This window comes from Pseudoalteromonas sp. SWXJ133, assembly GCF_015864365.1.
Lineage (GTDB): Bacteria > Pseudomonadota > Gammaproteobacteria > Enterobacterales > Alteromonadaceae > Pseudoalteromonas > Pseudoalteromonas arctica.
This window is the reverse complement of the sequence record NZ_JADYXJ010000001.1, coordinates 273,545-293,666: the sequence shown is the minus strand read 5'-3', so window position 1 is coordinate 293,666 and position 20,122 is coordinate 273,545. Positions and strand designations below refer to the sequence as shown.

At 37.8% G+C, this 20,122-nt stretch carries 15 protein-coding genes and 1 pseudogene; 11 read left to right on the top strand and 5 right to left on the bottom strand.

The window, feature by feature from the left end; translation table 11 throughout:
- Positions 1-7 precede the first annotated feature (7 nt).
- The 3 genes from I6F40_RS01215 to I6F40_RS01205 are packed head-to-tail and all read left to right on the top strand — an operon-like array spanning position 8 to position 3,672.
- Positions 8-2,215, top strand: coding sequence for a GumC family protein (locus tag I6F40_RS01215; RefSeq protein WP_197192384.1), 2,208 nt, complete (start codon positions 8-10; stop codon positions 2,213-2,215).
- Between the two features lie 13 nt (positions 2,216-2,228).
- Entirely contained in the window at positions 2,229-2,960 is a 732-nt protein-coding gene (locus I6F40_RS01210; RefSeq protein WP_197192383.1) for a tyrosine-protein phosphatase, read from the top strand.
- Positions 2,950-3,672, top strand: coding sequence for a VpsP family polysaccharide biosynthesis protein (locus I6F40_RS01205; RefSeq protein WP_197192382.1), 723 nt, complete (start codon positions 2,950-2,952; stop codon positions 3,670-3,672). Before I6F40_RS01210 ends, I6F40_RS01205 begins: the two co-directional genes overlap by 11 nt.
- Positions 3,673-3,715: 43 nt before the next feature.
- Here I6F40_RS01205 and I6F40_RS01200 read toward each other — a convergent pair whose 3' ends face one another.
- A complete protein-coding gene (locus I6F40_RS01200) occupies positions 3,716-6,070 on the bottom strand; it encodes a LamG-like jellyroll fold domain-containing protein (RefSeq protein ID WP_197192381.1) in 2,355 nt (784 codons plus the stop codon).
- 962 nt (positions 6,071-7,032) lie between these two features.
- Between I6F40_RS01200 and I6F40_RS01195 the strand changes: the two genes are divergently transcribed.
- A complete protein-coding gene (locus I6F40_RS01195) occupies positions 7,033-8,025 on the top strand; it encodes an acyltransferase family protein (RefSeq protein WP_197192380.1) in 993 nt (330 codons plus the stop codon).
- Between the two features lie 223 nt (positions 8,026-8,248).
- Here the strand turns inward: I6F40_RS01195 and I6F40_RS01190 are convergent.
- A pseudogene (locus I6F40_RS01190) lies at positions 8,249-8,551 on the bottom strand (acyltransferase family protein); the annotation flags it as partial.
- 152 nt (positions 8,552-8,703) lie between these two features.
- The gene (rsmF, locus tag I6F40_RS01185) at positions 8,704-10,164 is read right to left on the bottom strand and encodes a 16S rRNA (cytosine(1407)-C(5))-methyltransferase RsmF (RefSeq protein WP_197192379.1); all 1,461 of its coding nucleotides are present in this window, start codon (positions 10,162-10,164) and stop codon (positions 8,704-8,706) included.
- A gap of 265 nt (positions 10,165-10,429) precedes the next feature.
- Between rsmF and I6F40_RS01180 the strand changes: the two genes are divergently transcribed.
- The 5 genes from I6F40_RS01180 (at position 10,430) to prpF (ending at position 17,204) form a co-directional block, all read left to right on the top strand.
- Positions 10,430-11,119, top strand: coding sequence for a GntR family transcriptional regulator (locus I6F40_RS01180; RefSeq protein ID WP_024590401.1), 690 nt, complete (start codon positions 10,430-10,432; stop codon positions 11,117-11,119).
- A gap of 82 nt (positions 11,120-11,201) precedes the next feature.
- Positions 11,202-12,080, top strand: a complete 879-nt coding sequence (gene prpB / locus I6F40_RS01175) for a methylisocitrate lyase (RefSeq protein WP_002962361.1) — start codon at positions 11,202-11,204, stop codon at positions 12,078-12,080.
- A 50-nt stretch (positions 12,081-12,130) separates the two neighbouring features.
- Positions 12,131-13,258 (top strand): bifunctional 2-methylcitrate synthase/citrate synthase, encoded by a 1,128-nt coding sequence (gene prpC / locus I6F40_RS01170; protein WP_166376200.1) that lies wholly within the window; start codon positions 12,131-12,133, stop codon positions 13,256-13,258.
- A gap of 158 nt (positions 13,259-13,416) precedes the next feature.
- Complete coding sequence (acnD, locus tag I6F40_RS01165) at positions 13,417-16,026, top strand: Fe/S-dependent 2-methylisocitrate dehydratase AcnD (protein ID WP_197192378.1); 2,610 nt, start codon at positions 13,417-13,419, stop codon at positions 16,024-16,026.
- An 11-nt stretch (positions 16,027-16,037) separates the two neighbouring features.
- Positions 16,038-17,204, top strand: coding sequence for a 2-methylaconitate cis-trans isomerase PrpF (gene prpF / locus I6F40_RS01160; protein WP_166376202.1), 1,167 nt, complete (start codon positions 16,038-16,040; stop codon positions 17,202-17,204).
- Positions 17,205-17,320: 116 nt separating this feature from the next.
- On the opposite strand, the gene I6F40_RS01155 is transcribed toward prpF, so the two are convergent.
- Both I6F40_RS01155 and I6F40_RS01150 read right to left on the bottom strand, forming a co-directional pair.
- Entirely contained in the window at positions 17,321-17,962 is a 642-nt protein-coding gene (locus tag I6F40_RS01155; protein WP_166376203.1) for a CPBP family intramembrane glutamic endopeptidase, read from the bottom strand.
- Positions 17,963-18,026: 64 nt separating this feature from the next.
- Positions 18,027-18,602, bottom strand: coding sequence for an inner membrane-spanning protein YciB (locus tag I6F40_RS01150; RefSeq protein ID WP_166376204.1), 576 nt, complete (start codon positions 18,600-18,602; stop codon positions 18,027-18,029).
- Positions 18,603-18,793: 191 nt separating this feature from the next.
- Here I6F40_RS01150 and I6F40_RS01145 point away from each other — a divergent pair, with 191 nt between their 5' ends.
- On the top strand, positions 18,794-19,063 hold the full coding sequence (locus I6F40_RS01145) for an HU family DNA-binding protein (protein WP_007375441.1): 270 nt from the start codon (positions 18,794-18,796) through the stop codon (positions 19,061-19,063).
- A gap of 373 nt (positions 19,064-19,436) precedes the next feature.
- Positions 19,437-20,015: a type 1 glutamine amidotransferase domain-containing protein gene (locus I6F40_RS01140; RefSeq protein ID WP_007582489.1), complete on the top strand. Its 579-nt coding sequence runs from the start codon at positions 19,437-19,439 to the stop codon at positions 20,013-20,015.
- Positions 20,016-20,122 lie beyond the last annotated feature (107 nt).

The window sequence follows — 20,122 nt, the reverse complement described above, 5'->3', positions numbered from 1 at the left end:
GTAATAAATGAATCAAATGAATGAAAGTATAAAAAATAACGATGACATTATTGATTTAGGTGCTTACCTTAATGTGGTCAAACGCGCTAAATGGAGAATTTTAAGCTTTTCAATAGTAGTTACTTTATTGACTATCATGGTTGCCCTAACCTTAATACCTAAGTACGTTGCAACCGCAACACTATTAATTGAAGCTGAACAGGCCAAAGCAGTAAGTTTCCAAGAAATATATGGCTTAGATTCTAATAAGAAAGAGTATTATCAGACTCAATTTGAGGTGATGAAGTCTGACAGTATAGCCCGCGAAGTAATAACTAAACTTAATCTTAAGGAACATAAAGATTTTATTACTAAGCCTTCTGCTGTTAGTGAGTTAAAAAAAGTTATAAAGAAGCAATTTCCTTTTTTGAATAAAAAAGAGCCTAAAATAATTTCTCCTGAGCGCCAAGCTGAACGAAAAATGCTTGGGTATCTGGCTATGTTTAAATCACGCCTTTCAATTGCGCCGATAAAAAATACTCAGCTTGTAAGGGTTAGCTTTGAGTCTAGTGACCCTCATTTAGCAGCTCTTGTTGCAAACACTGTTGGTGAAGTTTTCATTGAAAGTCAAATGCGCGCTAAAATGGGTATTACTGAGCAAGCTTCTACTTGGTTAAATACTAGGTTGTCTCAACTAAGAATTCAGTTAGATGATTCTGAATTTCGTTTACAGTCTTATAGAGAACAACAAAAACTAGTTGATATTGAAGGTATAGCTGGCTTAGCAACTCAAGAGCTTGAACAAATTTCTCAGCAATTAATTGTAGCTAGAAATGAGAGAAACAACCTTGAAAGCATTAACCGTGTCATCAGTGAGTATGGAAATAATAATTTAGACTTGCTAGGTAGTATGCCTGAAATTACATCGCATAAAGTTATCCAAGATGTAAAGCGTGAAGTCATTTTAGTGGAGCGTAAATTAAGTGAACTCAGTGAGGTTTATGGCCCTAAGCATCCTAAAATTATCTCAGCTAAAGCGGAATTGGCAACAGTTAAAAGTAACCTTAATAAACAAATTAAAGGGCTTATTACTGGTATTGAGAAGGAGCTTAACCGTATCACGCGTACTGTAAAGGCACTAGAAGGTGATTTAGCCAACATACGTGCTGAGTATCAGGATATTACTCGTAAAGAGACGCACTATAGCCAACTCAAACGTGAAGTAGAGACTAACCGAAACATATTTAACACTTTTTTATCTCGTTCTAAAGAAACTGCAGTAACTAGCGATTTTAGTTCTGCCGCTGCACGTTTTACTGATCGTGCTTTTGCACCAAATGAGCCTGCTAAGCCCAATAAAAAATTAATTGTTTTACTTGCCTTTGTCGTTAGTTTTATTTTTGCGGTTGTAGTGAGCCTTGTTTTCGATGCCCTTAATGACACGATAAAGAGCAAAAACGATACTGAAAGTAAGTTAGCACAAAGAATGCTTGGCTTATTGCCGCATGTTCCAATGCCCAAGAACAGTGTTTTCCCTATACATGCGTATCTTGACGACCATTTTAGACGTTTTGCCGAGTCGGTGCGTACATTGCGCACGAGTTTGTTATTAACGCAATTAGAGCGTGATAACAAAGTTATTGCCGTAACATCAAGCTCTCCGGGGGAGGGTAAAACGACAACATCGGCTAATTTAGCGATCTCGCTAGCTCAAATGGGTAAAGTTTTATTAATAGACGCAGATTTACGTAAACCTAGTATTGCTAAACGATTTGAGATACCTGTTTTTCATCCTGGTCTTAGTAATCTAATTATAGGTACTGAGCAATATAGTGAATGTGTTCATGTTGATGAAATGTCTGGAGTATCTGTAATGCCTAGCGGGCAAATCCCAGGCAACCCTTTAGAGCTCTTATCAAGTAGTCGTTTTAATGATGTTCTTGAAGTACTTAAAACTAAGTATGACCATATAATTATTGATACTCCTCCAACTCAAGCAGTTAGTGACGCTCTTGTTGTTGCACAAGTTGCAGGCTCTGTAATTTATGTTGTTAAGTCTGATGTTACACGTATAAAGCTAATAAAAGCGGGGATAGAGCGCTTATTTGAAGCTAAAGCACACGTTGCAGGGATAGTACTAAATAAAGTTGATATGAGTAAAAGTAAAGAGGACCATAGCCATGGTTATTACGATTACTATGACTATTCGCAAAAACCTGAGCAAACTGACCCTTAAGTAATATTTATATATGTTTGATATCCACTCTCATATTTTGCCTGGAATTGATGATGGCGCTAAAGATTTAGCTGAATCTTTAGCGCTATTAGAAATTGCGCAAAACGATGGCATTACTCATATGGTTGCTACGCCTCATATTCATCTTGGAAGATTCAATAATACTATTACTGGCATAAACAACGATATTACGGCTTTAAAATCGGCAGCAGAAGATAATGGAATTTTTATTAACCTAGCAGTTGCAGCTGAAATCAGACTGGATGTGGAGCTAATGGGCTTAGTTTTATCTAATAAATTACCTTTTATTGGGAAAGTTGATAATTTCAATTATATGTTATTAGAATTACCTCACTCCAATGTTCCTCAAGGTTTTGATAAACTTATTACGTGGTTAGCTAATAAAAATATTAAAGTTGTTATTCCTCACCCTGAGCGAAATAGAGATATTCAATCTAACCCATTTTATATTCAACGCTTGAACCAACTTGGTTGTGAATTTCAATTAACGGCATCTAGTATAGAAGGAGCGTGGGGTGAAGCTGCCAAAAAAATTAGCTTTAATATGCTTGAATCAAATATAGTTAAATATATTGCCACTGATGCACACTCAGTTAAACGTAGGCCTCCTATTTTAAGTAAAGCAAGGGAAATAGTATCAGAGCTAATTGGCAGCTCTAAAGCTAATGAAATTTTCCGCAAAAACCCTGAATCTTTGACAAAGTCTTTATTCAATGAAAAGTAAAGATATAATAAAACACGTTCAAATATTTACTTTGTTTATTATCACCCTCTATGTGTCCTACTGTAGCGTGAAAATAATGCGAGCGAATACGTGGTATTTTAATGCATATAACACCGTACAAGATTTGCAAAACTCTTCAAATGAAATAGGTGATGACAAAGCTAGTATTCATAGAGCTATTGATGCAAGTCAGAAAGCTGTCAGCATAGAGTCTACTCATCCGCATTATCTACATTTTGCTGCTTATGTAGAATTATTGTACTTAAAAGATCGTGTTAATCTTAAAAATAAATCTTTATATTTAGATACGGCTTCGCAGTTATTGACGCAGTCATTAAGCTACAGGAATTCCTGGGCAGACACTTGGATTCTATTAGCTTCAGTAACTAGTATGAAAGAAGGAGCTTCAAATAAGGTTTATGATTATATTAATGAAGCATATTCACTGGCTCCCTTCAATTACAGGGTTAGGCTAGAAAGCTTAAAGATAATTTTAATAAATTGGCAAACTTTAACCCCTAAATTTAAAAAATTATATGTGGATGAAATTGCTTTCTTATACAAAAATTTTACTTACCAATTTCATGAGCTTATAGAATTAGCCGATGAGATAGATGCTTTACCAATACTTTGCCTAACATTACGCCTTAATAGTGAATATAAAGAATTTACGCGTACATATAAGTTTAGAAAACACTGTAATTTACTTTAAAATTACAGTGTTTCTTCGGTATATATTTAGTGTGAATGAATATTTAAATTGTTTCTCTACCGAGTTCTTTAATGCACTCCGTTCCAATGTCTTTAGTGTATACCCTGATTTCCTCTGCGGATAAGTCTAAACTTTTCATCTCAAATAAGTCGAATGAAAAGTTACCTTCTCTGCGATCAGATACAACTTTGTCAATATTTTCATCTACCCAAATAGCTAGTTGCCCATTTCCCCTTACAACTGTAAAGTGATGCCAATCGCCATCGTTGTAGGATTTCGATGTAGTAAAGTGTTGGTAAAAACTACCAGTAGGTCTAGTACCTAATTTAAGTTTTCCATCAGCTAATATATCTAAGTAAATATAACTGTTTTTTCCAGTAATACCTGTGAGCATACCTTTATCATTATAATCCGTGTCAGTCTTGAACCAGCCTGAAATTGTAAACTCATCAGATGAATCTGTTTGTTTCATTTCAGCTGTAAGAACATCTTCTTCTGAGAATTCTAAATATGTTGAATCATTAATGCTCGGACTAAAATAAATCTCTTCACCTTGATAGCTTGTAGGTAAACTCTCTAAAGAGGTATTTTCAGTGTTATTGTCAAAGCTTATCAAAGTTATTAAATGTTCATAAACCGATGATAATGCGTCGCTTTCGTTAGCCCCTAACTCAGGTGCATTACCGGCGTAATTATCATTAATATTCGGAATGTGTATAGCTTTGTCTACTAATGCAGAGTTCAATTTTGGTTTAAAGTGTTTAATGAGAGAGAGCGTATTTGAAGAGGCGCTAACTTGGATATCTTCATATTCATCAATTTCAAGCTGGCTACTTTGGAAGTTACTTTCAATTAAGCTTTCGTCAGATATTGTTCCATCACTATACATATTGTTTACGAATTTATCTGAGTCGTTAATCCCGTTTATAGCCTCGTGAGACACAAATATAGCATTATTAATTGCTACAACATTTAGCATTTCAGCACCACTACCACTCAGACCATAATTAGCACCAAATAGCTCATTTTGATTTGTGTATTGTGTGTTGTGGTAAATGAATATATTGCCTGCAGTCTCTGGTCTAGTTTGTAGTTTAAAGGTTGTACCTACCATATTTGAATGGTTAGGGCTGTAATTATGACGATATGCTACATTTTTAAATAGGTATAAAGGACCAATGTATATTGGTGATAGCCCATAGCTTACATAGTTTTTATCAGTAAAATTACTCCATACCCTAACGTTTGCATTACCACCTTCAATCTCAAATGCATCATCTCTAGATTGGGATATTGAGTTCTCGTAAACATCAGAATCAGGACCTGGGAAACCATAAGGCCTAAAGTTATCGCCTTCTGAGCCCATGCCATCATTAAAGTAATTGCCATTTGTAGAATAGATATTATTTCGCCTAATAACATTACTACCATTAGTGTTAGAGATAGTTATACCTTGAGGACCTTCAGGGTGATGACTATCATCGTCTATCATTCCTGTCTTTGGGTTTTCTATCCAACTATTAGCAGTGTAGTTTGGGTTAAATATATTATTATCCTGAATTATTATATTGGAATGGAAGTATCCATTATTGTATCTATTCGCTATGGCTGAGTTATAGTTATTGCCAGAATAATGGTTTTCTTCTTTGCTACCCCATTGGCTAATATTATTGTTTTCTATAATTATATTTGTGTTTCGTTTACCACCTATATAGATACTATGTTTTTTAGCATCAGTGAGATTGAAGTTTCTAATTATAACGTAGGAAGCATCTATCTCTATGTTATACAGAGCATTAGTTGCTAAATTAAAGTTTTGTCCTTGACCATCAAAGACTATATAGCCATCAGTACTATTTCCAGAGCGATTTATCATAATCTTGTCACTGGTGTGGTCTATATATACAGTTTCTTTAATTTTAAAATCTTCACTCCAAGTGCTAATTTTAGATTTAGAATAAATGCCGTTAATTTTACTTACAGCTAATATTTCATATTCTGTATTCGGTTCAAGTTGTACTACGCTTCCTCGAAATTGTTTTGTATAATTAGTAAAATTAGAATGAAGGTCTTCAAACATTCTTGTTTCATATTTCATTTTTTGTGCGGTCTTCCACGCGTGACTGCTAATTTTTCTATAAAATAGATCAGCATCTGTCTGATCTTGTATATCAATGGTCCAATAAACACTGATTGAATTGAATGTACTTTTCAAAGACAGTGAACCGGCTTCTGAACTTTCTTCTAAGGTTATTGAGCGACTAGGCACAGAATTACAGGCAAGAAGCACATAAACTAAATACGTGCATACTATAAACTTCAAGGAGTTTTTCATTACTAATCCAACTAAATCATTAAGGTTATTTCTTGTTACTCCTTTTGTCGTATTAATTTCCATTCGACCTAACCTTAGTTATTAGTTGTGAGTTTTACAACCCCCTAAAATGGGGACGTGGATGGTTGTTTTATATTTAGTTGTATATGTGTATAAATAATAATAAATTATTGTGAATATATATTTTCTGGTACTTTTTGCTGTTTTTATCTATTTGTTTCGATTTCTCAAGAAATCAATACTTATTGATTAGTTGGATGATGCTCGCTGTTAACCTTAATTCCTGGTTATTCTGTAAATAAATAACTTTATCACTTATAAGATTTTAGATAATTAATCATGTACGTATAATACTTAACTAGACTAGTTAGGTGGCATCTTCAGCGCTTTTACCTATCAAGTTACAATCCTATCGGAAGTTATTCTCGCACAGCAATATTCATTCTCTCGTTACTTGTTTTCAATCGCATATAAATATATGGCCGTTAATGTCTATGAATGATTATATGTAAAAATTTTTTTGTACACATGGCGATAAGTGTTCACATATGGATATCTTATAATGCTAATATATTGTACTTGTAAATGATAGGCTGCATAATACGATATACTGAAAAGCAACCTGCCATCTGTTGTTTATATTTGATTCTTAGAATAACTCGTTGATTAAGTTGGCTTAGTGTAAATGATTGATGCTTTGTTTTTTTAATATTTTTGCTTCTACACAAGTTTTCGAATGAAGTTTATTTTAACCTTTTTATTAAGTATGTGTTTGTAGTGTCATGGCTGATTTGGTCAACTAATTAGAGGTACTATCATTTACTTCATCAAACTTAGTTGTGTAGTGGTCAATCAAATTTCATCAGTTTTCTCAATAGAAAAGTTTGTTATTAATGTACCGCTAGAAGTTTTGTCAGTATATTGTAGACACTTTAATTAAAGGAGAAAGCTTAAATGTATCTAATATAAATGGGCAAGTATTATGCAATTTAAAAAATTTCCCGTAATTTATCAGGTTTTTAGTTATGTATGATCGTTTAAAAATTGATACCATGAGAGGTTTGGCTTGCGTTCTCCTCGTTGCTTATCATGTTGTTGGGTTTAATTCTGAAACTGGACTTAGGCTTTCTGAAGGAGTGTTAAGGAATATCAGCGATACGTTAGTATTTGTACGCATGCCTTTGTTTACATTTTTATCGGGACTCGTTTATGCTCTTAGGCCTTTTAGTTCAGGCGAATTTTCTTTTATATCTAAAAAAGCAAGACGGTTATTACTTCCAATGCTTACAGTAGGGAGTCTATTTGCTTTCTTGCAAGCATTAACACCAGGCGCAAATACTAGAGACATAGAATGGTTAACCTTACATATAAAACCAGTAGCTCACTTTTGGTTTATAGAATCTTTGTTTATAGTTTTTATTTTTATATTATTTTGTGAAAAACTAACGTTATTTACTAAATTCAGTAAATTCCTTTATGTATTTGGACTCTCTTTAGCGTTATATGTTTCACCTATAAACTTCAATTACTTTTCATTTTCCGGTTTTATATATTTGTTGCCTTACTTTCTATTTGGTATGGCACTTGTAAGATATAAATTTTCTATTGAAGTTTCTAATGCAACAAGATTGGGTCTTTCTCTTCTCTTAATTTTCTTCACTATTTTAATATTTAAAGGATTTGTTCCTCACTTTGAACAACGTTCACTTTTAAATTTAATATCAGGTTGTTTAAGTTGTTTATTGTTGCTCGTAGTTGGTTTTAGATTCAAACCTTTGGCTTGGCTAGGGGCATATTCTTATTCAATATATCTTTTCCATGTCTTCTTTACAGCCAGCACAAGAATATTTCTTCATAAGTTTGATATCTATAATACAAGTTTAATATTTTCCATCGCATTAATTGCTGGTTTAATACTTCCTATTCTGAGTGAGTATATTTTAACAAAAAATAAACTCACTAATGTTGCCCTTTTAGGTAGGACTAACAGAGGTTTTAGTAAAACTAAGATTGGTTAGCCACAGATTATAGTGACATAGTTAATTATGCCACTATAATTTAATGTTAAAATTTTAAAAAAGGCCCAGAGTAACTCAGGAAACACTGGGCTATAGTCTTGCTCGCTAAGAGCATTGCGCTAACTAAAAGCTTTCGAAATCTTTGGGAGAAGTAGAAAGTTATTTTAGTATAGTATGTATTTTAATATGTGCACTAATTTGTTAAGTACATTAAATTGTAGGGCTTACCTAAATTAAAGTCACTACAAGTAGGGGGTAAGAAGAGCCAACCGAAAATTAATAATATAATGCACAGAAGAGCGAGCGCAGGAACAATCCTATTTGCACGCGCAACATAGAATCTTAAAATAGAAAATTTTTGTTGTTCTAAACCTTTAAATATTATCCCTGTCATTAAGAAGCCAGAGATAACAAAAAATACATCTACACCTGCAAATCCGACAGGCATCCAAGATGAGTTAAAATGAAACAATACAACTGCAATAACTGCTGTGGCTCTTGAGCCATTAGTATCTTCACTGAACTGAAAACTACTATTCCTTGTTTAATATTTTCTTGTAAATGATACTGAGTAATAGCGGTAGTAAATTAATGATCATTAATTTTTATTTATTAATTCAGCCTATCTAGAAATAAAAATAATTTGAATTATTTATTATACGGTTGACTAATTGTTAATTATAACGGCAAGGTCCAACTTATTAACTGTGTATTTTGCACTAGATCGCGTGGTAGTGAATTTTTGATCTTATTTTTTTGCCATTTTCCCAGCCCAATAGGGCAACCACACAGCGTTAATACTACTTCACCTATTGTTTGAGTCGCTTCAGTTAAGCGTATATCTTTACCTTGAAAATAATCATTTGCTTGTTCGTTATTTAAAGCAAACACATTTGTTTTACACTCATTGCCAAACACAGTAGCAAACTCGTGGGTTAGCCTCACGCCGTTTTTATGGATAATGCCAATTTGAATACCTAAACGAGCGTACTTAATTTTATTTTGTACGGCTTCAAACCCTTGTGGAAATAACCACAGCTCTTTGTCGCGCTGCATTAAGTTGCCAGGTATATTAGTTAACCTAAAGTGCTTTTTAAGAGATTGCATAAACGCGGCACATTGTTTTTTATCAAACTCGTTAAACGGGAATGCACCTTTTTTAACTGTTTGATTTGGGTTGTTACAGCTTGCGTGCTTTTTAAATTTAGCGATAAAAAAGCCTTCGCTATCGAATGTTTGCGGCCATACATGCAAATAGCCTTCACTTGTTGTTGCTTTACTTGCACCTTTAAATAAATCACTTAGTGACTCAGGCGCTATATAGTCGCCAAATTCACTGAGTAAATAATCGCATACTTGTTGGTTTTCGAGTGGTGTAAGTGTGCAGGTTGAATACACTAAGGTGCCACCTGGTTTTAATGCGTAAAACGCGCTTTTAATTAAGTCTTTTTGTACTTGGGCTATTTGAATGTTTGATTCTATTGACCAATTTTTTAGTGCGTCGGCGTCTTTACGCACAGTACCTTCGCCAGAGCATGGCGCGTCTAGCAATATGCTATCAAAGCATTCAAACATGTAGTTGCCAAATATAACGCCATCAAAGTGCGAGAGCGCACAATTACCAACGCCCATACGTTTGAGTGTTGCGCTAAGTACCTTTAAGCGAGATGACGAAAGCTCATTTGCAACAAGCACGCCTTGGTTATTCATAAGCGCAGCTAGTTGTGAGGTTTTCGAACCCGGCGCAGATGCCATATCAAGCACATAATTATTTTGAGAGTCTGCGAGCTCAATACTTTGCTTTAATGCGATAGGCGGCAGCATTGAGCTTGCTTCTTGCACGTACATAGCACCGCTTAGGTGTAAGTCGGTATTACCTAGGGCTAGGTTTTGTTCTTCATTGCTTGGGCGTTCTAACCAAAAGCCTTCACTGCACCAAGGGATTGGGGTTAGCAGCCAATTTTTTTCAGTTGCACGTTTTACAAATTCTTCAATGCTAATTTTTAATGTATTAACGCGGATAGATTTTCTGAGGGGCCTACGACACGCATTTAAAAAGTCATCTAAGTTTAGATGCGCTGGTAAATAGGTTTTTACGTCATCAATAAAGTGCTCAGGAATAAAAGTGTTGGCGTTCACGCGTTAGCTCATACTATAAAAATAAAGCGCGATAATAGCATTTATGCGAGGTGTTTTCAGCGCTAAAAAGCGTAACATCTGATTTATTACGCTGTCGACACTTCACTGTTTTAGTCCATTGTAAAACCATTTTTATGCGACTTTAGGTTAATAGTGTCGACAATGAGCGTGTTTTTTAGCCATTTTGATAGGTTTAAGGGTTGACATGATTTTTTAATAAGCCCATAGTAACCACATCAATTGTCGACAATCTAAAAAATAACTTATGACACACACATTTTTAAACGAAGCGCCTATAACTACCGCATCAGATCAAGTATTTGTAGATATGCGCCGTGAGATTGTTGAAGGAAGCATAGTTCAAGGCAGTAAAATATCAGAGCCTGAGCTTGCCAAACGTTATGGTGTAAGCCGTGCAACGCTTAGAGAGGCGTTAAATCGCCTAGAAAGTTGCTACCTTGTTGAGCGTAAAGCTAACGTAGGTTGCCGAGTAGTTGCCCTTACTGCTGAGCGTTTGATTGAAGTTTATCAAGTTCGTAGTTCGCTTGAAGGCTTGGCATGTAGACTTGCTGCCGACAATATGGAACCCGAAGAAGTAAAAGGCTTAAAGCAATTACTTAATCAGCACCTACAAACACAACGTGTTAAAGAGGGCGAATCTTATTATCAAGAAGCCGGCGATTTAGATTTTCATTACCGTATTATTCAAGGCAGTAAAAACGCGCATTTAATTCATTTACTGTGTAATGAGCTCTATCAATTAATACGCATGTACCGTGTACAAATGGGCATGGTGGGGCCGCGTGTATCAAAAGCGTTTGATGAGCATTTAGCTATTATTAACGCGATTGAAAACCACGATGGCGAACTGGCCGAAATGCTTATGAAGCGCCACATAAGTGCATCGCAAGCAAATATTCAAACCAAATTTGATTTATTAACGGCTAAAAGTTAAGTAGAGCAGTTAAACAGTCACAATTACAGATTAAAACTATAAGTTACTCCACGTAGCAACCGTTCAAAGTGAGGAGAAAGTAATGTCAGCAGGATTAAAATTTAAACACGCTATTGCCAATAACCGCCCGTTACAAGTAGTAGGTACTATTAACGCCTACACAGCGATGATGGCTGAAAAAATGGGTCACCAAGCTATTTACCTCTCAGGTGCCGGTGTTGCAAACGCCTCGTTTGGTATGCCTGACTTAGGTATGACGAGCCTTGATAACGTGCTTGAAGATATTCGTCGTATTACTGGTGCTAGCGATTTACCACTACTTGTTGATGCCGATACCGGTTGGGGTGGGGCGTTTAACATTGCACGCACAGTAAAAGAAATGACTAAAGCCGGTGCGGCGGGTTTTCATATAGAAGATCAAGTAGCGCAAAAGCGCTGTGGCCATCGTCCTAATAAAGAAATTGTAAGCCAAGGTGAAATGGTTGACCGCATTAAAGCGGCGGTTGATGCAAAAACCGATAGCGATTTTTATATTATGGCGCGTACCGATGCATTTCAAAAAGAAGGTTTAAACGCCGCGATAGACCGTGCAGCGGCCTGTGTTGAAGCCGGTGCTGACGCTATTTTTGCAGAAGCCGTACACGACCTTGCTGATTACCAAGCATTTGCAAAAGCGATTAACGTTCCAATTTTGGCAAACATTACTGAGTTTGGCCAAACACCTATTTACACTAAAGAGCAGTTAAGCGATGTAGGTGTTGAAATGGTGCTTTACCCACTAAGTGCATTTAGAGCCATGAACAAAGCAGCATTAAACGTGTATTCAGCAATTTTAAATGAAGGCTCGCAACAAAGCCAAATCGAAAATATGCAAACGCGTTCTGAGCTTTACGATTTTTTAGATTACCACACGTACGAGAACACACTCGACACACTTTTTTCATCAAAATCTGACAAATAATAATTATTAAAAAAATAAAATCACACAAAAATTTAAGATAGGAGAAGAACATGGTAGATAAAGCATTAGGCGGCGCGGGTTTACGCGGACAAGTGGCTGGTCAAACAGCATTGTGTACTGTTGGACAAAGCGGTTCTGGTTTAACGTATTGTGGTTACGATATTAGCGAACTTGCTGAAAAAGCGCAGTTTGAAGAAGTGTCTTTTTTACTTTCACGCGGAGAGTTACCTACAACAAGTGAATTGGCAGAATATAAAGCAAAACTAAAAAGCTTACGCGGCTTACCTGATGCGCTTAAAACCGTGCTTGAAAATATTCCTAAAGACGCGCATCCAATGGATGTAATGCGCACGGGCTGCTCAATGTTAGGCAACCTTGAAATGGAGCTTGATTTTAGCCAAGCTAATGATGCAATCGACCGTATGATTGCTGTGTTCCCAAGTATTATTTGTTACTGGTACCGCTTTACACACGATGGCGTACGCATTGAAACACAAACAGATGACGACTCTGTTGGCGCACATTTTTTAACGCTGTTACACGACAAAGCACCTAGCGAGTTATTTGCACAAGTGATGAACGTATCACTAATTTTATACGCAGAGCACGAGTTTAATGCTTCTACATTTGCGGGTCGTGTGTGTGCATCAACGCTTTCTGATATTCATTCTTGTGTAACTGGTGCGATTGGCACGCTGCGTGGTCCATTACATGGTGGTGCTAACGAAGCGGCAATGGATATGATTCAAGGCTTTACAAGCGCTGAACACGCTGAACAAGAAGTCATGGGCATGCTTGAACGTAAAGATAAAATAATGGGATTTGGTCACGCGATTTATCGCGAATCGGATCCGCGTAACGTAATTATTAAAAAGTGGTCTGAAAAACTAGCTACTGAAGTCGGTGATACCGTGCTTTATCCTGTGTCTGTTCGTTGTGAAGAGATTATGTGGCGCGAGAAAAAACTGTTTTGTAATGCCGATTTTTTCCATGCATCTGCTTATCACTTTATGGATATTCCGACTAAGTTATTTACGCCAATATTTGTAATGAGCCGTGTTACTGGTTGGACTGCACATGTAAAAGAGCAACGCGCTAACAACCGTATTATTCGCCCAAGTGCCGATTACACAGGGCCTGATGCACGTAGTTACACACCAATCGAATCAAGAAGTTAATTATTTTTAACTAAGGTGAGCCAATGGCTCACCTTTTACGGCTTTAATGCTTTATATAATAAAAACAACTACAAACCTAAAGCCTTTCTTTAAAAATACCAATTGCACCCTCCATAAAATTGGTATTACATCCGTCACCAAATTAGCGAACCCTTATTATGACCATAATTAATAATACCCAATACCGTAAACCTCTACCGGGCTCAAATGTCGACTATTACGATACCCAAGAAGCCGTAGATGCAATTAAGCCAGGTGCATACGCCACGCTACCTTATTCATCACGTGTATTTGCCGAAAACCTAGTACGCCGATGCGACCCTGCTATGTTAACCGATGCACTTAACCAGCTAATTGAGCGCAAACAAGATTTAGATTTTCCGTGGTATCCGGCGCGTGTGGTCTGCCATGATATTTTAGGCCAAACAGCGCTTGTTGATTTAGCTGGGCTTCGTGATGCAATTGCAGCCAAAGGCGGCGACCCCGCAAAAGTGAATCCGGTAGTACCTACGCAGCTAATTGTTGATCATTCACTAGCGGTAGAGCATGCCGGTTTTGATCCTGATGCGTTTGAAAAAAACCGCGCCATCGAAGACAGACGAAATGATGACCGTTTTCATTTTATAAACTGGACTAAAACTGCGTTTAAAAATATTGACGTTATTCCACCGGGTAACGGCATTATGCATCAAATTAATCTTGAAAAAATGTCGCCGGTTATTCAAAACCGAGATGGCATTGCATTCCCAGATACCTTAGTTGGTACCGACAGTCACACGCCACATGTTGATGCGCTTGGTGTTATTGCTGTGGGTGTAGGTGGGCTTGAAGCGGAAAGCGTTATGCTTGGCCGTGCTTCTTATATTCGCTTGCCCGATATTGTAGGTGTTGAGTTAACAGGTAAGCGCCAACCAGGTATTACCGCAACCGATATTGTGCTAGCCATTACTGAATTTTTACGTGAGCAACGTGTTGTATCTACTTATTTAGAGTTTTATGGTGAAGGTGCAGACGCGCTTACACTTGGCGACAGAGCAACCATTTCAAACATGACACCTGAATTTGGCGCAACTGCCGCCATGTTTTATATCGACGATAAAACAATAGATTATTTGCGTTTAACAGGTCGCGAAGAAGAACAAATTGCCCTTGTAGAAAACTATGCAAAAACAGCAGGCCTTTGGAGCGATAGCTTAAAAACCGCAAAATACGAGCGTGTACTTAAGTTTGATTTATCAAGCGTGGGGCGCAATATAGCGGGTCCATCTAATCCGCACCGCCGTGTATCGACAAGCGATTTAGCTAAAGAAGGTATTTCGGGTGTCGTTGAAAATGAAGAAGGCTTAATGCCTGACGGCGCATGTATTATTGCCGCTATTACTAGCTGTACTAATACGAGTAATCCACGCAATGTAATTGCCGCAGCACTACTTGCCCGTAACGCAAATGCAAAAGGCTTAACGCGTAAACCTTGGGTTAAAACTTCATTAGCACCGGGCTCAAAAGCAGTGCAATCATACCTTGAAGATGCAAACCTACTAACAGAGCTTGAGCAACTTGGCTTTGGCATTGTTGGTTTTGCGTGTACTACCTGTAATGGTATGAGCGGGGCGCTTGACCCTGTTATTCAAAAAGAAGTAATAGAACGCGATTTATATACTACAGCGGTGCTTTCGGGCAATCGTAACTTTGATGGGCGTATTCACCCTTATGCTAAGCAAGCATTTTTAGCGTCACCTCCTTTGGTTGTTGCTTACGCCATTGCGGGTACTATTCGCTTTGATATTGAAAAAGGGATACTAGGGCAAGATCAACAAGGCAACGATATTACGCTTAAAGATTTATGGCCATCAGATGAAGAGATTGATGCAGTAATTAAGCAAAGTGTTAAGCCGGAGCAATTTAGAAAAGTATACGAGCCGATGTTTAATTTAACCGTAGATTACGGAGAAGATAACGACCCACTTTACGACTGGCGCCCAGAAAGTACGTATATTCGTCGCCCTCCTTATTGGGAAGGTGGGCTTGCGGGTGAGCGTACAATGAGTGGTATGCGTGCGCTTGCTTTACTTGGCGATAACATTACAACCGATCATCTATCACCATCAAACGCAATTATGGCAAGCAGTGCCGCTGGCGAATACCTAACCAAAATGAACGTCCCAGAGGAGGACTACAACTCGTACGCAACGCACCGGGGCGATCATTTAACAGCGCAGCGCGCAACCTTTGCAAACCCAAAACTACTTAATGAAATGGTACTGGACGAAAACGGCGAAGTTAAGCAAGGTTCTTATGCGCGAATAGAGCCACAAGGCACTAACACACGTATGTGGGAAGCAATCGAAGCCTACATGGAGCGTAAACAACCGCTTATTATTGTAGCGGGTGCCGATTACGGTCAAGGTTCGTCACGCGATTGGGCGGCAAAAGGCGTAAGACTTGCAGGCGTTGAAGTAATAGCAGCTGAGGGCTTTGAGCGTATTCATCGTACTAACTTAGTTGGTATGGGTGTATTGCCTCTTGAATTTAAAGCAGGCACAACTCGTAAAACGCTAAAACTTGATGGCAGTGAAAGTTATGATGTAACAGGCGAGCCAACGCCTGGTTGTACGCTTAATTTATCTATCACACGTAAAAATGGCGAAGTGTTAAATATACCCATGAAATGCCGTATAGATACCCAAGAAGAGCTTTCTATTTACGCTGCTGGCGGTGTATTACAACGCTTTGCACAAGACTTTTTAGAAGCAACGAAATCTGCATAAGGGCAAGCATTATGTTTAAACCGCAAATTAAAGTGCCTGCAACCTATATGCGTGGCGGCACCAGTAAAGGTGTATTTTTTAATTTAACTGATTTGCCAAAGCCTGCTCAAATAGCAGGCGAGGCGCGCGATAATTTATTACTGCGCGTTATTGGCAGCCCCGATCCGTACGCCAAACAAACGGATGGTATGGGCGGCGCTACATCAAGTACCAGTAAAACTGTAATTTTAAGTAAAAGTGAGCAAGCCGATCACGATGTTGATTACTTGTTTGGTCAAGTGGCGATAGATAAACCTTTTGTAGATTGGAGCGGAAACTGCGGTAACTTAACCTCAGCAGTGGGTGCTTTTGCCATTAGTAATGGTTTGGTCGATAAAAACCTAGTGCCCGATAACGGTGTTGCTATTGTGCGTGTGTGGCAGGCTAATATTAAAAAAAGCATATTAGTGCATGTCCCCATGACAAATGGCGAAGTACAAGAAACCGGCGACTTTGAACTCGATGGTGTTACATTTACAGCAGCTGAAGTAAAACTTGAATTTATTGACCCCGCTGATGGCGATGGTGCGTTATTTCCAACTGGAAATGTAGCTGATGATTTAGAAGTACCGGGTGTTGGTACTTTAAAAGCAACAATGATAAATGCAGGTATTCCTACCATATTTATTAACGCCACTGATATTGGTTATACCGGCACAGAGCTGCAAGACGATATAAATAACGATGTTGCAGCGCTTAAAAAGCTTGAAACCATTCGTGCTTATGGCGCTGTTAAAATGGGCTTAATCACTAACATTAGTGAAGCGCAAGCTCGCCAACATACGCCTAAAGTTGCGTTTGTTGCATCACCTTTAGATTACAAAGCATCTAGCGGTAAAATTATTGAAGCTGCAAATATCAACTTGTTAGTACGCGCTATGTCGATGGGTAAACTGCACCATGCCATGATGGGTACAGCTGCGGTTGCTATTGGCACTGCTGCGGCTATTGAGGGCACACTTGTTAATATAGCCGCTGGTGGCAGCGCATTAAGTGAAGTGAACTTTGGTCATCCGTCGGGCACGCTAAAAGTAGGCGCTGAGGCTAAAAATAATGCTGGCAACTGGCTAGTTACCAAAGCAAGTATGAGCCGAAGTGCACGGGTATTAATGGAAGGGGTTGTAAGAGTTCCTCAGTAGTTCCTCATTAATAACTATCGTACAGCCATCGCATAAGTATTGTGATTAATTTACAGCATCAAAATACTTATGCGCTTTGTGCTTTTTTTATTGTCATAATTAATAACAAAACAGCACTAACTCATAGTGCCTGAATCTAGGTAGCTGCCAATCCCGAGTGTGAACATCCATATCCCCCATAAACTATGCTCAATAACACACACGACGGTTGAGCGGCTTTGTGCATAGGTATAGGCAAACAGTAAGCCACCTAAAAAGGCTAAGGCTACTGCAATCCAATTTGCATACACACTATGCGCCAACGCAAATACACTCGCACTAACTATAATACGCACTGCTTTTTTGGGCATGATGCGTTTATAACGATGAAAAAAATACGTTCTGAATATTAATTCTTGAGGAATAACCGACAGTATTGGGTAGAGTAGCAACAGTAAAAGCCAATCATTAAACGAGTTGCGGGGAAGGGTAAACCAGTTGCCCTGATGAATAATCCCGTAAAACATACCAGAGAACAGCGCACCTAAAAAAAAGAAGCTAAAAACACGTTTTTTAACAGCAGAAAATTGCCCAAGGCTTGTGAGTCTAAAACGTTTAAAGTGGGGATCGCCCAGTAGCAACATACAACACACACTCATAAGTATAATAAGCGCAGGAATAAGCCAGTTAGCTAAATGCTCGCGTAATACAAAACCCAACAAGGGCAGTAACACAAAAATGAGGGTAAATTCAAACCAGCGATATTGATTGGCGTTCAAGGTCGTCTCAACTTGTTTTTTAATAAGCTATCAAGCTAAGACGACATTTTTATGACGAGGGGGCTTACTTTGCTGGCTCCTCTTCACTAGGGAGGTATTTGTACAAGGCAATAATAGTGGCAAAAATACTCACAAAGGTAATACCCATTAAACCAAACACTTTAAAGTTAACCCAAAAGTCGAGCGAAAAATTATATGCAATATAAATGTTTAGTGCTGCGATGCCAGCAGTAATTACAACCCACATTAAATTAAGCTTATCCCATAACGGTTCTGGGACAACAATGGCTTGCTTTGTATCATTAGCATTTTCGAGTATTGAACTAAGCGCTTTTTTAACGAGGTTTTTCTTAAGTACATAACGGCTAACAAGTAACGTTAAACTCAAACCTGCGTATATCAGCGTTGCTTTCCATTTTATGTATTGCTCATCATGAAGTACCAGCGTTAACGTACCAAACACGGCAGCAATGCCAAAAAATATCCACTGACGAGTTGGCACAGAGCCATGTTTAAAGTAGCTATAAACAACTTGAATGAGCGTAGTGGCCATTAATAAACCGGTAGCCCAATATATATCGACTAGCTTAAAAACGGCAAAAAACAGTATAAGTGGGATGTATTCAATTAATGCGTGCATAGCTTACCTAAATTATACAAAAAAGAGTCAAAGGCTTTTTACCACATAAAGCTTAGCAACTACAAGGTTGACTTGTTGCCCTGTAACCCTTAGCCTGCGTGGCTTTATTGCCAATTTGGTTTGGTATTTTTTATATCATCATATTCCCACGCTTAACCAACACTGATTTGGCGTGTATTTAGGAGCCTAAAATGAATAAAGCAGAACTCGTTGCTGCCATTGCACACAAAAGTGAATTAACAAAAAAAGATTCTCAAGCGGCACTTTCAAGCTTGCAAAAAGTAATTACTAAATCGCTCTCTGAGGGTGATCAGGTTCAAATTAATGGCTTTGGTACGTTTGCACTAAGTTACTATCCAGCGCGTACTGGGCGTAACCCGCAAACAGGCGCAGCAATTGAAATAGAAGGCGCAAATAAAGCGGTTTTTAAACCGGCTAAAGCGTTAAAAGATCTGCTTTAATTTTATTTAAGGCTTTAAACCCAGTATTGATAGATAAGTTACATGAGCCCGAAGTAAATTCGCACCTACGGGTATATGTTGTAGGTGAGGTTTTATACCTCGCTTTTGGTGGCGTTAAATTACATGAGTTGGAAATCGATTCGCACTTATGTACATTATTCATAATCTCTAAATAATTTACATAGCATCATAAACTCTATTCTAATTTACTCCTTAATTTTCAACCGCTTGTAATAGGCATGCATTATGCTGTTTAACTGTGTGTTTCGAACATATTTTTAAACAATACCAGTCCGCTTATATATGGGGTCTATTTAACGACGTTAAATTGCTCAAAGATTTATGCAGGTTGGTATAATATAAGGAGATCTCAATGAGTACATTACAAACAAGCACACGTTTACAAGGCAAAAAAATTGCAATTTTAGCCACTGATGGGTTTGAGCAAAGTGAGCTTTTATCTCCACGCAGCGCATTACTTGATGCCGGTGCAAACATCGAAATAGTATCAATTAAAGAAGGCCAAATTACGGGCTGGGATGAAGACAAGTGGGGCGATAAAGTAACAGTAGATAAACTAGTTACAAACGCAGACCCTGCTGATTACGACGCGCTTATGCTTCCTGGTGGTTTATTTAACCCAGACAGTTTACGCCAAGATAAAGATGCTAAAGCCTTTATTGATGGCTTTTTTGGGGCAGAAAAAAACAAACCCGTTGCTGCTATTTGCCATGCGCCGTGGTTGTTAGCTGAAATTAATAAATTGCGCGACCGTACCATTACCTCTTTTCCAAGTATTAAAAGCGATTTAATTAATGCAGGCGCTAATTGGGTTGACCAAGAAGTATGTGTAGATAAAGGCTTAGTAACAAGCCGAAGTCCCGCCGATTTAGAAGCATTTAATGCTAAATTTATTGAAGAGATTTTAGAGGGTAAACACCAAGCTCACTAATTTTTTTAAAACGTTTGGATATTGATACAGCGTTTGATTTTAAAAAACAAAAAAGGGCATTTTAAATGCCCTTTTTTAATGCGTATAAAACACGCCCTAGTTAGCTT

What these genes read in the sequence shown, in the direction of transcription:
- I6F40_RS01215 (WP_197192384.1), top strand. Translation starts at nt 8, where the DNA reads ATGAATCAAATGAATGAAAGTATAAAAAATAACGATGACATTATTGAT.
- I6F40_RS01210 (WP_197192383.1), top strand. Translation starts at nt 2,229, where the DNA reads ATGTTTGATATCCACTCTCATATTTTGCCTGGAATTGATGATGGCGCT.
- I6F40_RS01205 (WP_197192382.1), top strand. Translation starts at nt 2,950, where the DNA reads ATGAAAAGTAAAGATATAATAAAACACGTTCAAATATTTACTTTGTTT.
- I6F40_RS01200 (WP_197192381.1), bottom strand. Translation starts at nt 6,070, where the DNA reads ATGGAAATTAATACGACAAAAGGAGTAACAAGAAATAACCTTAATGAT.
- I6F40_RS01195 (WP_197192380.1), top strand. Translation starts at nt 7,033, where the DNA reads ATGTATGATCGTTTAAAAATTGATACCATGAGAGGTTTGGCTTGCGTT.
- I6F40_RS01180 (WP_024590401.1), top strand. Translation starts at nt 10,430, where the DNA reads ATGACACACACATTTTTAAACGAAGCGCCTATAACTACCGCATCAGAT.
- prpB (WP_002962361.1), top strand. Translation starts at nt 11,202, where the DNA reads ATGTCAGCAGGATTAAAATTTAAACACGCTATTGCCAATAACCGCCCG.
- prpC (WP_166376200.1), top strand. Translation starts at nt 12,131, where the DNA reads ATGGTAGATAAAGCATTAGGCGGCGCGGGTTTACGCGGACAAGTGGCT.
- acnD (WP_197192378.1), top strand. Translation starts at nt 13,417, where the DNA reads ATGACCATAATTAATAATACCCAATACCGTAAACCTCTACCGGGCTCA.
- prpF (WP_166376202.1), top strand. Translation starts at nt 16,038, where the DNA reads ATGTTTAAACCGCAAATTAAAGTGCCTGCAACCTATATGCGTGGCGGC.
- I6F40_RS01150 (WP_166376204.1), bottom strand. Translation starts at nt 18,602, where the DNA reads ATGCACGCATTAATTGAATACATCCCACTTATACTGTTTTTTGCCGTT.
- I6F40_RS01145 (WP_007375441.1), top strand. Translation starts at nt 18,794, where the DNA reads ATGAATAAAGCAGAACTCGTTGCTGCCATTGCACACAAAAGTGAATTA.
- I6F40_RS01140 (WP_007582489.1), top strand. Translation starts at nt 19,437, where the DNA reads ATGAGTACATTACAAACAAGCACACGTTTACAAGGCAAAAAAATTGCA.